Annotated in this window: 17 protein-coding genes; 14 read left to right on the forward strand and 3 right to left on the reverse strand. The window is 49.3% G+C overall.

Translation table 11 applies throughout. The features are described 5' to 3' along the window. Window positions 1–281 precede the first annotated feature (281 nt). The 10 genes from FPE01S_RS25770 to FPE01S_RS24555 all read left to right on the forward strand — a co-directional run bounded on the left by FPE01S_RS25770 (window position 282) and on the right by FPE01S_RS24555 (window position 7080). Window positions 282–434, forward strand: a complete 153-nt coding sequence (locus FPE01S_RS25770; RefSeq protein WP_157473862.1) for a hypothetical protein — start codon at window positions 282–284, stop codon at window positions 432–434. A 159-nt stretch (window positions 435–593) separates the two neighbouring features. Further along, the gene (locus FPE01S_RS01965) at window positions 594–1157 is read left to right on the forward strand and encodes a hypothetical protein (RefSeq protein WP_046367246.1); all 564 of its coding nucleotides are present in this window, start codon (window positions 594–596) and stop codon (window positions 1155–1157) included. Between the two features lie 24 nt (window positions 1158–1181). Next, entirely contained in the window at window positions 1182–2348 is a 1167-nt protein-coding gene (locus FPE01S_RS01970) for a DmpA family aminopeptidase (protein WP_052955445.1), read from the forward strand. 12 nt (window positions 2349–2360) lie between these two features. After that, the gene (locus FPE01S_RS01975; protein WP_046367247.1) at window positions 2361–3086 is read left to right on the forward strand and encodes a hypothetical protein; all 726 of its coding nucleotides are present in this window, start codon (window positions 2361–2363) and stop codon (window positions 3084–3086) included. 59 nt (window positions 3087–3145) lie between these two features. Next, a complete protein-coding gene (locus FPE01S_RS01980) occupies window positions 3146–4222 on the forward strand; it encodes a serine hydrolase domain-containing protein (RefSeq protein ID WP_046367248.1) in 1077 nt (358 codons plus the stop codon). A gap of 61 nt (window positions 4223–4283) precedes the next feature. Further along, complete coding sequence (locus FPE01S_RS25775; protein WP_157473863.1) at window positions 4284–4451, forward strand: hypothetical protein; 168 nt, start codon at window positions 4284–4286, stop codon at window positions 4449–4451. A gap of 3 nt (window positions 4452–4454) precedes the next feature. Beyond that, window positions 4455–4955, forward strand: a complete 501-nt coding sequence (locus FPE01S_RS01985; protein ID WP_046367249.1) for a hypothetical protein — start codon at window positions 4455–4457, stop codon at window positions 4953–4955. 61 nt (window positions 4956–5016) lie between these two features. Beyond that, window positions 5017–5451 carry a DUF1801 domain-containing protein gene (locus FPE01S_RS01990; protein WP_046367250.1) on the forward strand — a complete coding sequence of 145 codons (435 nt, stop codon included), beginning with the start codon at window positions 5017–5019 and terminating at the stop codon, window positions 5449–5451. A gap of 4 nt (window positions 5452–5455) precedes the next feature. Then, window positions 5456–6265, forward strand: coding sequence for a class I SAM-dependent methyltransferase (locus tag FPE01S_RS01995; protein WP_046367251.1), 810 nt, complete (start codon window positions 5456–5458; stop codon window positions 6263–6265). Continuing rightward, window positions 6265–7080 (forward strand): PIG-L deacetylase family protein, encoded by an 816-nt coding sequence (locus FPE01S_RS24555; protein ID WP_052955446.1) that lies wholly within the window; start codon window positions 6265–6267, stop codon window positions 7078–7080. Before FPE01S_RS01995 ends, FPE01S_RS24555 begins: the two co-directional genes overlap by 1 nt. Before the next feature lie 24 nt (window positions 7081–7104). On the opposite strand, the gene FPE01S_RS02005 is transcribed toward FPE01S_RS24555, so the two are convergent. Beyond that, window positions 7105–7866, reverse strand: coding sequence for an outer membrane beta-barrel protein (locus FPE01S_RS02005; protein ID WP_046367252.1), 762 nt, complete (start codon window positions 7864–7866; stop codon window positions 7105–7107). Window positions 7867–7946: 80 nt separating this feature from the next. On the opposite strand from FPE01S_RS02005, the gene FPE01S_RS02010 reads away from it, so the two are divergent. Next, on the forward strand, window positions 7947–8780 hold the full coding sequence (locus FPE01S_RS02010) for a glutaminyl-peptide cyclotransferase (protein WP_046367253.1): 834 nt from the start codon (window positions 7947–7949) through the stop codon (window positions 8778–8780). Window positions 8781–8787: 7 nt separating this feature from the next. Here the strand turns inward: FPE01S_RS02010 and FPE01S_RS02015 are convergent, their stop codons facing one another. Next, entirely contained in the window at window positions 8788–9348 is a 561-nt protein-coding gene (locus FPE01S_RS02015; RefSeq protein ID WP_052955447.1) for a hypothetical protein, read from the reverse strand. A gap of 335 nt (window positions 9349–9683) precedes the next feature. Between FPE01S_RS02015 and FPE01S_RS02020 the strand changes: the two genes are divergently transcribed. The 3 genes from FPE01S_RS02020 to FPE01S_RS02030 all read left to right on the forward strand — a co-directional run bounded on the left by FPE01S_RS02020 (window position 9684) and on the right by FPE01S_RS02030 (window position 11921). Then, a complete protein-coding gene (locus tag FPE01S_RS02020) occupies window positions 9684–10037 on the forward strand; it encodes a LytTR family DNA-binding domain-containing protein (protein WP_046367254.1) in 354 nt (117 codons plus the stop codon). Between the two features lie 147 nt (window positions 10038–10184). Further along, window positions 10185–10577, forward strand: coding sequence for an NAD(+)--rifampin ADP-ribosyltransferase (arr, locus tag FPE01S_RS02025; RefSeq protein ID WP_046368559.1), 393 nt, complete (start codon window positions 10185–10187; stop codon window positions 10575–10577). A 36-nt stretch (window positions 10578–10613) separates the two neighbouring features. Further along, window positions 10614–11921, forward strand: a complete 1308-nt coding sequence (locus tag FPE01S_RS02030) for a GH36-type glycosyl hydrolase domain-containing protein (protein WP_046367255.1) — start codon at window positions 10614–10616, stop codon at window positions 11919–11921. A 237-nt stretch (window positions 11922–12158) separates the two neighbouring features. On the opposite strand, the gene FPE01S_RS02035 is transcribed toward FPE01S_RS02030, so the two are convergent. Further along, on the reverse strand, window positions 12159–14804 hold the full coding sequence (locus FPE01S_RS02035; protein ID WP_052955448.1) for an alpha-L-rhamnosidase: 2646 nt from the start codon (window positions 14802–14804) through the stop codon (window positions 12159–12161). Window positions 14805–14878 lie beyond the last annotated feature (74 nt).

Here is a 14878-nt window from a genome sequence, read left to right on the forward strand (position 1 = left end):
ACCTTAGGATACATGACTTTATAGCTATTGCCTCCACGATTAATAACTATAAAATGAAATTGTATGAGGATCAGAAAAGAAGACATTCCGGTCAGTTGGTGAAAAAGATATGAAGTTCCTCGATTTCAGTCCCGAAAAAGAACTGGAGGTTGTATTGAACCACATTGCCAAAAAGATGGCAGAAATCAGTGCATAAACGCATTCCCTGAAAATCCCCGTGAAGACAACTGCCGTCGGTGAGCCTGCAGCATACAACCTTTTTGTACCAACACAAATCTATAATGGAAAAAATACATTTCGTCCTGCACCTGCTTCCCGCCCGGCCCGACTTTGCCCAGACAATGAACGAGGTAGAACGGGAAATCATGATGAAGCATGTTGCCTACTGGACTGACCTCATGAACAAAGGCAAAGTGGTGGCTTTTGGACCATGAGGGCGATTGTACCCAAAAAATGAAATGGTACGCCTTAGTTTTCTTTCAGTACTGTTGGTTTGCGTTGTTTCCGCTGTTTCCTGTAAATCCGCCCCGGATAAACAGGCGAAAACTGTTACTCCAAATGATTCAATTCCCGCTTTACAACAAGACTCACTATTGGAAAACAAAGGAGCGTTCACATGGCTATCTGGACGTGAACAGCATGAAATCACCCTTCCGGATAGCCTGGCAAAATATATAGCGCGCGGCCACGAAGCCATTGACACCGTCACCGGCGACATCAACGAAGACAATATCAATGATCTGGTCCTCGTGACCGGACTGATCAATGAAGACAGCCTGCGATATGAATCAGGCCCAATTAATTTACCCCGGCACATGCTGATTTTCATGGGATACAAGAACAACCAGTATCATTTCAGTTTCCGGAACAAAAAAGCAATACCCTGTATCACTTGCTGTGGAATGTCAGATCCGTATTGCGGAATGACTGTACATAAAGGCTGGATTGTACTTCAGACATATTGCGGAAGTAATTGTAAATCACTTTCAGAACACAGGTTTCGTTACTATCCAAAAGCAAAAGACTGGTTGCTCGACTCCGTTATCTCCGAATCATATTGCTTTTATTACGAGCAATACGAACTGGATACATTGACCAGGAAAGATTTTGGAAAAGTATCCCTGAAAACTTTCGTCTTATACGAAGACGAAGAATAGGTAATTTCAGGTGACCTGACAACTATGACTAACAAATTAACGCTCATAGGCGGCCTGCTCTGCCTCTTCAGCTATACCGGCTTCGCCCAAAACAATACTACGGTCCGCGCCAGAAACCTGGACATCGCCTTTGACGGTGTACCGGGTAAAAACAATGCCATAACGGATGTAGCCAATCTTGAAGTGGGCTACAAAACCCTGATCGAAGGTACCGGTAACCTGGTGCCGGGCAAGGGCCCTGTACGCACCGGCGTCACCGTCATCCTTCCAAAGGGAAAAACAGATAAAACCTATGCCGCTTCCTCTTTCTCTCTAAATGGCGACGGAGAAATGACCGGACTGCCCTTTATCGAAGACTTTGGTATCGGCTATGGCCCCATCGGCATCACCAACACGAACAGTGTCGGGATCGTCAGGGACGCCATCGGGCAATGGTGTTTCAACAAATTCTCAAAAAAAGATTTTGTCGACTTCTCCTTCGGCCTGCCGGTTGTGGCAGAAACCTGGGATGGTGTATTAAACGATATCAACGGATTTCACATCAGCAAAGAGCATGTGTGGGATGCACTCAACAGCGCTGCGCCAGGTCCTGTCCGGGAAGGCAATGTGGGCGGCGGAACAGGCATGGTGTGTTATGAATTCAAAGGAGGCAGCGGAACTTCTTCCCGGATCTTCACCATCGACTCCGTTAATTACACGCTGGGCGTATTCGTTCAGGCCAACTTTGGCAGGCGTAGCGAACTGATGATACAGGGCATCCCGTTGGGCAAAGCCATCCCTGAACTGGAACCAGTAGTACATGAACAAAAAAGAAAAGACGGTTCCATCATCGTCATCGTCGCCACGGATGCACCGCTGCTGCCCGGCCAATTAAAACTGGTGGCAAAGCGGGTTACACATGGAATCGCGAGAACTGGAACCTTCTCCCACAACGGTTCCGGTGAAATCTTCCTGGCACTCAGTACCGCTGTGCCTGTATACAACAACAGCGCCAAAGAAAGCTGGGACGTGATCCCCAAAGGGAAGCTGGACAAGATCTTTGAAGCCACGGTGCAAGCGACCGAAGAAGCGATCATCAACGCCCTGGTTGCCGCCAGCGACATGGAAGGCATCAATGGAAATAAAGTATTTGCTCTTCCGCATCAACGGCTGATGGAGATCATCAACAGACCCCGGGCAATTCAGCAATAGGATTAGTATAACATGAAAGAACATGGAATTGAATTTCTGATTGCTCAATACCAGGAAGAGCAGGCCCGGCTTAAAGTGCTTATCAATGAAAGTATGGCAGCTGATGAAACCCTGATGGCACACTATCATGCTCAGGCACTGTACCTGCTGAACCGGAAAATACAGACACTTCAAACTATTGAAGACAGATGGCATTATGAGAAACTCTTCTTACAAAGCCGGATTCACGACTGGGAAGAAAAACTTGATCAGGATTTACCTGAATACCTCAGGCAATATTTTAATGAAGTTCTCCAGGACAATAAAGCGCAACTGGAGAAATTACTACTAGCGCAACGGCCAAAAATTCCCGTTGGCAAAGAAAACCTGTTTGACCAGGTACTGGAAAACCTGTTCGCCAGGAAAATAAAAAATGTCAGGCTATTCGTGAAAAAATCTGACAACTTTTACTTCAGATTCAGCTATTCAAAAGACACACTCAATGTTACCCTTCCCAATGTTAAACAACTTTCAAAAAAGGATTTCCTGAACGAAGACTATCTGGAAAAATTCAGGTTATTTGGCTTCTCCCCTGCTGACAACGGGCACATGCTGACGCTGACAGTTTCGGGTAACCGGAATGATTTGATCAAAAAAGTGAAAACTATTTTATCCAGGATAATTTTTGATGTCTTCTACTTCGTTGATTTCGAAAATGAAAGCTGTTTCGAATACGTGGAAACAAGCCAAAGGCAATAATTTTCGGGCAATTTAAACTTCCGCGCCAGGCCAATGTCAAACCCGTCAAACCCTGCATTATGAGCTACCTGCGGCTGTTACTGATTTTATTCCTTCCGGCGTTGACCGGATGTACCAAAACCTCCGATGACCCGGTGCCGCTGCCAAATGAAGCGATGTATTTCCCACCGGCTGACTACACTGCAGCCTGGGAAGCTACCTCCCCCGCCAGCCTCGGCTGGAACCAGGCTGCTATCCAACCCTTAAATGACTATCTCGCCCAGAAACATACCAAATCATTCATGATCCTGGTAAATGGCAGGATCGTCATGGAAGAATACTTCAATGGACACACCGCCGGCACCGCCTGGCAATGGAACAGCGCCGGTAAAACCCTGGTCGCCACCACCATCGGGATCGCCCAGCAGGAAGGCTTCCTCAGCATCAACGACAAGGTGTCCAAATTCCTCGGCACAGGGTGGACCAGCGAGCCAGCCGCCAAAGAAGACCTGATCACCACCAGGAACCTACTCACCATGACCTCCGGCATCAACGATGAAAATGAACTGGTGATCAAATCCAACCTCACATATCTCGCCGATGCCGGCACCCGCTGGTCCTACCACAATGTTTTCCAGAAATTGATGGATGTAGTGGGCGGCGCTACCAATGACGATTTCGAAGTCTTTTTCAACGTGATGCTGAAAGAGAAAATCGGCATGGAGGGCTTCTGGAACATGGGCATCATTTATAAAATTTATCACAGCAATACCCGCAGCATGGCCCGGTTCGGACTGCTGGCACTGAACAAAGGGAAATGGGATAAGGAACAGATCATCAATGAGCCCTTTTTTACCGAAAGTACCAGCTCATCCCAGGCAATCAATCCCTCCTACGGCTACCTGTGGTGGCTGAACGGAAAGACCAGCTACATGGTCCCCGGCGGACAGACTGTATATCCTGGCCCCCTGGTTCCCAATGCGCCTTCAGACATGTTTGCCGCCATGGGCGCCGAAGACCAGCGCATTTATGTTTGTCCGGCTAAAAAAATGGTCGTCATCAGGATGGGCAATGCCTCCGATCCCGCCAATCCCAGCTTCGCCCTTTCGGGTTTCGATAATGCACTCTGGGAAAAGATCAATGCTGTGATCAACTAACCGATAGTCAACCTGATTTGAACCAAATTTGGTAAATTGAGGATAACAAACAGGAAGGGCAATGAAAAGCATTAAAAAATTTTCCGGATTTGAGGAAATGAAACTTGGTGAGAGCAAAGCCCAGGATCGCCAATTGACCATTCAAAGACATTCAGAATTCGAAAAAGTGATTAAGGCGATAATGTCAGCTAAAGATAAAAAGACACCAGTCCAAAACTTTAAGCGATAATGCGTGGAAGAAAAGCTTAAAGACACCCTACTGCTGATCTGTAAGTTGTTGAATAAGTTTCAAGTCAGATATGTCCTGGTTGGCGGTACCGCAGTGGCTCTAAACGGCTACTACCGGCATTCAATTACAATCTCCGGTGAGTTATCAGACAAGCCAGACATCGACATTTGGTATAATCCAACTTATGAAAACTACTACAACATTTTGAAGGTCATGCAGGAACTGGGACAGGATGTTACAGAATTTATGGAAGAACAAACTCCTGATCCCCGAAAATCATTCTTTAAAGTTGAATTTGATGATTTTACACTTGATCTCTTGCCTGAAATAAAGGCAAATATCAAGTTTATGGAAGCCGATAAAAGAAAAGGAACAGTTGAATTTGAAGGAACTGAGGTTCATTTTATTAATTATTCCGACCTTATTGAAGATAAAAAAGCGACAGCCCGCAAGAAAGACCTGGAAGACATTGAGCGCTTAAGGGATATCAGGGGCGAAGAATGACTTTAGCATCAACTATTCCCTGAATTTCCTATCTTGAAGGGATCAAAACCTTCATCCGGGCATGTCCGCCAAAAAAATCAAAACTGTCGAGACCGAAGTCAGCGTCGCTGATTTCATTGGTTCCTTCGTGGACAATGCGCAAAAAGAAGCGGACAGTTACCGCCTGATCGAACTCATGAGCGCGTGGACCGGTCACCCTCCGAAGATGTGGGGCCCTTCGATCATCGGCTTTGGACATTACCATTACCAATACGCGAGCGGACATGAAGGCGATATGCCCGTGATTGCTTTTTCTCCCCGGAAAGCCGCTATTTCCCTCTATGTATATGCGCCCACTGAAGAAAGCAAAAAGCTCCTCGAAGACCTCGGCAATTTCACCATGGGCAAATCCTGTATCTATGTCAAAAAGCTGGCTGATATTAATCTAACCACCCTGGAACGCCTGGCGAAAGCATCCATCGCCTGGATTGAAGCAACCTATCCATCCAAAACATAGAAACATGAATCCTAACAAAATGCTCTGGGAAAAGGGCGACTTTACCCGCATTGCCAACACCATGCGCCAAAGCGGTGAAGCCTTTGTGGCTTCCCTCGGAATTACCAAAGATCTGAACATCCTCGACCTCGGTTGCGGGGACGGCAACACGGCCATTCCTGAGGCCAGACTGGCAGGAACCGTACTGGGCGTGGACATTGCCGCCAACCTGGTAGAAGCAGGCAACAAACGGGCAAAAGAAGCCGGTTTAAGCAATGTTACCTTCCAGGAAGGCGATGCCTCCGCACTAACGGAACTGAAAGACAACAGCTTCGACCTGTTGGTAACGATGTTTGGCGCAATGTTCGCCCCCAAACCCCAGGATGTGGCCAATGAAATGCTGCGGGTCACCAAACCCGGGGGAAAAATTGTAATGGCGAACTGGATCCCCGGAGATCCCACCCTGGTCGCGCAGATCCTGAAAATCAGTTCCGCGTATACCCCACCGCCACCGGAAGGTTTTGTCAGTCCCATGTTGTGGGGAAAGGAAGAAGAGGTGGTTAAAAGGTTTACAGCTGCAGGCGCAAAACCGGAAAACATTACCTGCGAGAAAGAGACCTTCACCTTTATTGCACCCTTTACACCCGCCGAATTTGTCAGTGTCTTTAAAACCTATTATGGTCCCACGATGAACGCTTTTGAGGCATCGGAAAAGAATGGCAAGGCAGCACAATTGCAGGAAGAACTGGAAGCCCTGTTCAACAGCCAGAACCAGGGAGCTAATGGCAGCACAAAGATTCCGGCCACGTTTTTAAAAGTAACTGTGATCAAATAATGCATCTTTTCCTCATTGTTGTACTGTCCGTTTTGGGAATGCGGGGAGGCAACGCTATAACTGACAGTACAACACCTTTCATCAACGGGGGCGCAAAAACGACTGGCAAAACAATCCTTGCCGTCTTTGCGCACCCCGATGATGAAGGCGCCATCGCCCAACTGCTCACCAAATACGGCAGGAGCAACAAAGTGTATCTCATCATTGCTACCGATGGCCGATATGGCGTCAAACCCGGCTTTCCAACAGGCGATTCCCTGGCCGCACTGAGAGAAACAGAAACAACCTGCGCCTGCGAACAGATGGGCATTGAAAAGCCAATTTTCCTGCGGTATACCGATGGCTTTGATACCAGGATTGGTGTAGGCAAATATTTTAGCCAGTCGAAGGAACTGAAAGCAAAACTCACCGCGAAGATCAAAGAACTCAATCCCGATCTTATTATTACTTTCGGTCCCGATGGCGATACCGGCCACTCCGATCACCGCATGATCAGCAATATGACAACAGAGATTCTCCTGAAGGAAGGCTGGGTGGACAAATATCCTTTGTACTATATCGCCTGGACCAAACGGGATGATGACAAATTCAAAATGATCGGCGGCCTCAACACTATCGATCCGGCGTATATCAATGTTTCCATCCGGTATTCAGAAGAAGATGAAAAGAAGGCGATGACTGCAATACAATGTTACAAAAGCCAGTTGTCCAAAGAAGAAATGCAGGAATGGGCGGAAATAGAAGCAAAGGATACGCTTAATGTATTTCATTTCCGGAAGTTGGCCGTTTCAAAAACACAACAGCAGGAATTTTAAGCACGCATAAGCTTTAACTGATCCTCAAAACCTGTATCCCGCGCCAACTAAAACATTCATGGAAGAAAGTGAAACAGGGTGATCCGCCATTTGGTTCTCCGGATGCGCGCTAAAATAACCCGCATCCATTACCAGAACAAATCTTTTGCTGATCGCATAGTCCAATGCCAATGAAAACTGGTAACAAAAAGTTACCGGCATTTTCTGTTCGCCTACCATAACAGCTCCTCCGCCCATGACCGGATCAGTTTCTCCGCCCGGGTTCGGATATTCCCAGTTTGGCAATGTATTATTACCGTCTTTAGGCCTGTATACATAGCGATATCCAGGCATGTCAGCTTTGGAGATCCCCGCCGACACCATCGGCTGCAATACAAATTTCCGCCGCGGAGAAAGCGGAATGGAATAGTACAAGCCCGGCATCGCTTTGAAGATCTTCCAGTTGTCGGCGGAAACACGGGCATCAACCAAATTCCCGTACTGCTTGCGGATCGCATCTTCCATATGCGCTTCATCCCAAGCGTTCTGAGAATAGCCCAACAGCAACGAAGTGCCCCAGTGTTCTGACCAGGAATACTTTAGCAAAATATTCGCCGCAAAACCAGTCAGCGCATTCCCGGCACCATAATCCCAGTCGTTTTCGGACGAAGTATGATCAGCAAAGCCTCCCAATGGAATGGATGGCCCGATTTCAAGTTGAGCAGTAAACTTTCGGGATTTTTCCTGTGCGATTGTCCTGCCAGTGCATGCAGCCATCAGGAGGAAAAGGAGAAGTTTCTTTTTCATTGGAAAGCGATAAGGTTATTGTAAAGACAGTAAAAAATAGACAAACTTTCTTATTCTTGCCATAGCTCCTCTTGATTTCCATGAAAAAAAAGCTCCGCCACTTCCTGTTGCCCTTCCTGATTACCCTGGGCATCGCCTGCCATTCCGGCGACTCTAAACCCATCACCGCCCCCGAAACAACGCCCGCAGCGACTTCCCCCTTCCTCCCGTTTACCGTTATTGGTGTCCTCCCCCACGATACCAGCCTCTTCACGGAAGGCCTGTTCTATGCAAACGGAAAACTCTTTGAAAGCACGGGTTCACCCGACGGACTTTCACAAACCGAATCAGTTATCGGCTACCACGATTCGGCCACCGGCAGGTTCCAGGTGAAAGTGCAGCTGGACAAACAGGTTTATTTCGGAGAAGGCATCGCGCAGTTGAAGGACAAGATCTACCAGCTGACCTACAGGAACCGAAAGGCGTTTGTATATGATACTAAAACGTTTAAAAAAACGGGGGAATTTGCCTATACCAACACCGAGGGCTGGGGGCTTACGACAGACAGCACCCACCTCATCATGAGCGATGGCACGGACAAACTCACTTTCCTTGATCCGAAGTCGCCGGACAAACCAGTCCGGATACTATCGGTCACCGATGCCGGCGTGCCGCGTGACAGCCTCAATGAACTGGAGTATATCCATCATTTCATCTACGCCAATGTCTGGATGCACAATACCATACTCAAAATAGATCCGCAAACCGGGCAGATCGTCGGAAAACTGGACCTCTCCTCCATCACCAAAGAGATCCAGTACCGCCAACCCGGCGCGGATGTGCTGAACGGAATTGCGTATGACCCCACCCGTGACCGGCTCCTCATTACCGGTAAGCTCTGGCCATCAATCTATGTACTGAAAATTCAGAAGTAGAATTTGATCATAACAGTACTTCAAGTGACCCCTCATTTCCGGGAATATCGACCGCCCAGGCGGTGATCCTGCTGCCCGCAAACAGCTCATTCGGAGCGGTTACAGTATAATGCCATACGGTGCCAAATGGCTGCACGACAGCATACCCGCTTTCCAACTTGTTTCCTTCAGCATCGCGGATCTCCACAAACACTTTGGCGACATGGAAATCATCGGTTGCGCGGATCTCGATGATGTCTCCGGGTTTGCCCTTGTAGTGGTGACCGGCAACGTCTGTTACCACGGGAGGATTGCAATAATCCTGTACAGCACGACTATGCGGCGTTTGCCTGGTTTTTACAGCTCTCGCATAGGCAGCCTTTAAATCAGGATCCTGGAGAACAGCTGTCGCAAACCTGTTTCCCATCCTGAACATGTTTTCGTTCTTTAGCTGTGCTTTGGATGCCTTTTTCGTTCGGGGACCAGGCGCTGCGCAAGCAATTGTCCTGTCACCCAGGTTGCGGAATACGACCTCTTTGCCCAGCATCCCGCTGAACAAACCGCTGATCATTCCATTGGTTTTTGCCATAGAATTGATTTTTTTGATTTTAATAAATGCTTTTTCATAATTGAATTTTACACAACAAAACTAATGCGCGTTTTTACCAGGAAGCCGAAAATGATTCGGGCTATTCTGATTTTGGATTTGAGGTTCTCGGATTCTGGATGTAAAACCTGATTCTACACAGGATCGGGGCCGTTTATTTGCAGTAGGAAGGTAGTAGGAAGGTACTTCCAAGGTAGTAGGAAGGTCAATCCCTACCTACAAACCCCGAACGCGGAATCCAGGAACCCTGTTCGCTTCTATTTGATGAATGCGATCTGTTTTCTATTTTGGAAAATTATCAACCTAAATCCTTTAAAATGCAATTCCCCCCGATCTTCATTTCGCAGCCGCCTTACTGGCTTGCACTTACCGCCCTGGATATTGCTGCCATCAGTGCGGATGGTGTCTATTCCAGGTTCCACATCAATGATGGAAGTTACCATCTGGTTCGCTCCTCCCTCGCGGCTTCACTGAGAGATGTTCCCCAGGGCTTGTTTATACGGATCAACAGGACTTATGCCGTAAATATCTATTACATCAAAAAGATCAATAAAGATCACGTGGAGATTGGCAAGGATCAAATCGAGTTTACTAAACCGTATTATGCAAAGGCAATGAAATCATTGATCCTCATTGGAGGAAGGCAGAAAATTGAACCTGCTGACCAATGAAGAAGTTCAATTCCGTGAACCAATCCGGAATCCAAATGTTGATCTTACAAAATGCAGTCCCAGACTGTGTTTGAGAAAGAAATAAACACTTCAATTCCACTGATTCTTCCGCTCATTTTACTGACCTTCGGAACTCATCCGGAAGATATGATAGCATATTATCACGGCACGAAAGCAAACCTTCAACCAGGTGACCTGATCGCACCTGGATTCCATTCCAACTACGGAAAAATGAACAAGGCCAACTACGTTTATTTCTCCGCCACACTGGACGCCGCCACCTGGGGCGCCGAACTCGCTCAGGGTGAAGGGCGTGGCCGCATTTATATCGTCGAACCCACCGGCGCCTATGAAGATGATCCCAACCTGACCGACAAAAAATTTCCGGGCAACCCCACAAAATCCTACCGTACCAAAGACCCGTTACGCATCATCGGGGAAGTCACCGCCTGGGAAGGCCATCCGCCCGAAAAACTCCAGGCCATGAGAGACCACCTCGAACAACTGAAACAACAGGGTATCGAAGCAATAGACGAGTAAAGTCCGTTTATCTTTGCAGTGACAACGACTGCTGCCATGAAAAAGATAACAGGACTGATCTGTTTTACGTTGCTGCTTGCCACTGTGCAGCTTAACGCTCAACCCACCAGCAACAAAACGCTCGCCAGCAAAATTCTGCAGGACGCACGCCTCGACACCATTCAGCAACGCGCGCTCCGCCTGCTGACCGGATTTGCGGCCGGCACTTCCTACGGCGAAGTATGGATCCGCGATTTCAACACTTTCATCAATGGCTCCCTCCAGGTGCATCCGAAGGAAAAAGTGAAAGACCTGCTGTTGTTCTTCTTCCGGTTCCAGGGAAAAGATGGCTCCATCGTCGACGGCTTCATTCCCGACGCCAAAGCGGATAAAAGCTATATGCCGGACCGCTTCATCTATTCACCCCTCGCGACCGGAATGGCCGCACACAAGAACACCGTTGAAACCGACCAGGAAAGTTCCCTCATCCAGGCGATCGGAAAATATATCCGGAAGACCAATGACCGCAGCATACTGTCTGACACGGTGGGCGGCATATCTGCGGTAAGGAGAATGGAAATGTCAATGGAATTTTTGATGAAAGAAAGATGGTCCGCCACCCACGGACTGGTAACAGGCGCCACCACGGTCGATTGGGGCGATGTGCAGCCCGATACGACGGCCATCGGCGTGGAGCTCAACAGCGAGACCAAATGGGCAATCGATGTCTACGACAATGCGATGTTTTATATGGCACTTCAGGATTTTATCGCGATGCAGCCCGCAGATTATAAGCCATCGCGCGACTGGAAAAAAGTTGCAGCACAGTTGAAAGACAATATCCGCAAACATCTCTGGCAGGCTAAGGAACAGAAGTACCTCCCGCATGTTTACCTGAAGGGCAGTCCCTTTTCTGCGGACTTTAACGAAGCCGCACTGATCTATTCCGGAGGCAGCGCTTGCGCCATCCTTGCCGGGCTGAACTCCAAAGCCGAAATAAAGGAAATCAACCGCCAGTTGCTCGGCGCGGCTGCGCATGAGCCGCATGCCACCATCGGCATCACCGTGTACCCGCCGTATCCCGCCAAAGAATTTCCGAACATGAAACCCTATATCTACCAGAATGCCGGCGACTGGACCTGGTTCGGCGGGAGATTCATCCAGGCACTGATCCAATACGACTTTGTTCCAGAAGCCTATGCCGAACTGGATCCCATGATCGAAAGGGCAATGAAGCATGGCTTCAACGAATGGTATGACGTGCAGACCGGCGCTTCAAAAGGCTCCGGGGAGTTCCGGGGCGAAGCGGGCGTGTTGTTTGATGTGATCGGACAGTTGAAAGAATGGGCGCGGAATAATCAGTAAAATGGGAGTTTCAGTTAACTTTGATAGTATCAAATGATACTATCACATGCACCCTCCTTATGACCTGACCCCAAAAATTCTAAGGCTTCTTAGACATTTTTAGGGAACCCCAGCAACCGTTTACAAACGATTATTTTTGTGAAACACAGTCTGGTGGCTAATTTCACTGAATTTTACAAATATCACACTTTTGCTAAACCAACAGCCTCCGCTAATTTACAATCTGATGGGTAGGCACTAGTACACCACCGTAAAAGTATACGTCCCCGCTCCCCGCACCTGTTTTCTGCTACCTTCCACCATCACATCAAATAATATTTCAGCCGTAGTATTCGGCGGGATCACTACAGTATACAACACCGTCCGCCCCTCGCGGATCCACGACGACCGGATGGTGCCGTACGGACCATCATGGCTCACAGAGAAACTGTCCAGCGCAGGTACAAAATGCGGCTCCAGCTTTATCTTCTTAAATCCCGGATTTTCTTCAGTGGGCTTGATGCCACCAAGTCCCTTGAAGAACCAGGCGCCGATCTCGCCGAACATAATATGATTGAGTGAAATATCCGATTTCGCATTGATCGGCCAGTTCTCATAAAGCGTGGTGGCGCCATTGGCTATCCAGTAACCCCAGGAAGGATACTGGTCTGATGCCGCAAGCCGATAGGCCACATCGGCATAACCGTTATCGCTCAGGGCATTCAGGATGGCCTTCGTACCGAGCAAACCGACATCGAGTTTGTATCCATTGTTGCGGACAGCAGCAGCCAGGGTTGCTGCCACTGATTTTACAGCGTCATCAGGCACGAGCCCCATCACCAGCGACACACTGAGTTCAGTCTGGAACCCGCTACCGTAGCTCGCTTTGGCCGGCTGGAAATATTTCGCATTGTACGCCGCTTTGATTTTTTCAGCGAGCGCCCGGTATTGTTGTGCGTCTTCCTTTTTACCCAAAAGCGTTGCCGCTTTCGCGAGAATGGTCACATCGCGGTAATAGTAGGCCGTGGAAGTGAGCTCCACCGGTGATTGCGATTTCACGGGTATCCAATCTCCCAGGCCCCAGGTGGTGAGTCCCGAGGGACTGATTGCAGTAATACGATCCACGTATTTTTTAATGGCTTCATAAGAATCCTTCAGCAAGTGGTCATCACCGTAAAAGAGGTAAACTGTCCACGGAATGATGGCGATTGTGCTGGTCCAGTCCGGCCCGTTGCCCCATTCGTAGCCCCAGCCACCAGTTGGAATAATTGACGGCAGCACTCCGTTGGGTTGTTGTTCATCGCGGTGATCGGCGAGCCATTTTTCGTACACCGTGATGCCGTCGAAATTATAGAGGCCGGTTTCCACGGCGATATGCGCGTCGCCCGTCCAGCCGTTCTTTTCGCGCTGGGGACAATCTGTCGGGTAACCGTAGAGGTTAGACAGGTAGGAATTGTTGGTGGCCTGCCAGATCTTTTCGATCAGCGGGTTGCTGGCCGTGAGTTTACCAAGCGGCGGAACATTACTGTGCATGAACCAGCCTGTGAGGCTTTGCTGCGTCAGCTTGATCGGCTGCGAAGCAGTGACCTCCACATACTGGAAACCTTTATAGTTGAAGCGCGGCGCAAAGGAGTCATTGTCCTTGCCGCTGAGCGTATAAATATCAGTCTGGAAAGGATCTGAATTATCGTGCGGGCGGTAGTGAACATCAATATTGGACTGGTCCGCGCGCCCGGCGGAGTCGAGGCGCTCGGCGTGTTTGAGCCGCAGTACGGTTCCCTTCGGACCGGTTGCCGTTATGCTGGTGATGCCCGCGATGTTGCGGCCGAGGTCATAGAGCCAGACGGTGTCGTTGATCTGTTTGAAGCTGACGGGTTCCACTTTTTCTACGCGTTCAATTGGTACCATGGCCTGGGCGATGATGTTCATGGAAGGTGCGGCCCGCAGCGTGACGTGTTTCCAGGCTGTGTCTTTGAAAGCGGGTGTATTCCATCCTTCGATGACGTCGCGTTTGCCGGCGTCGATATGTTCGGCGGTGTAGATGCTGTTGAAGTCGATATCACTGAGTGATGTTTTCCAGTCCTTGCCGGTTGACAGGTATCCGATAGTGCCATCGGTGAATTCGACGCGCACGTCCATGCAGAAGGCCGGGCGGCCGCGCCAGGGCGCCTTGTGGAAATCCCACACCGCGGTGGATTGGTGATTGTACCAGCCGTTGCCGAGGAGCACCCCGAAGGCATTGTCGCCCGGTTGCAGGAGGGCCGTGATATCATAGGTGACATATAAGGTACGTCGGTCGAAGCGGGTATACATGGGGTCGAGGCGATGGTTGCCGACGCGCTGCCCGTTGACAGACAGCTCATAGAGGCCGGCGGCGGCGATATAGGCCCTTGCCGACCTGACCGGCTTGTCCCATTTGACCCCTTTCCTGAAAATCGGTGCAGGCTTGAAATCAACATCATGGTCATCGCTGATCCATGCGCCCTTCCAGTTAGCTTGCTGCAGCATGCCCGTTTCGAACCAGGACGCTGCTGCCGGGAGCGCTGTACCCTTATGATCCCAGGACTCTACTTTCCAGTAATACCGGGTAAAGGGTGCCAGCGGCAAACCGGCATAGACCGCCAGTTGCTTATCGGAGGATAATTTGTTACTGTTCCAAATCAGGCTTTTTGCACCGAAATCGTTGCTGGTGGCGACGATGACCCGGTACGCAGACTGTTTGGCCAGCGGGCGGGCATCACTAACCTGCCAGGACAAGCGGGGTGATGCAGCATCGAGCCCCAGCGGTTCAGTCAGGTGTTCAGTTTGAAGATTTTCCACGCGGGGGGTGGTTGTTGGTGCGCCCTGTCCCAAGGAAATGACCGACATACAGCAAGCGAGGATCGCCAGAAAGAATTTTCCCATCGGGGGAAGGTAGGAAATTCATGATTTTCTGCTGTGCCGGGGTGTGGGGGTAAGAGGATCCCTGGCTAATGCTA

Source organism: Flavihumibacter petaseus NBRC 106054 (assembly GCF_000974785.1).
Lineage (GTDB): Bacteria > Bacteroidota > Bacteroidia > Chitinophagales > Chitinophagaceae > Flavihumibacter > Flavihumibacter petaseus.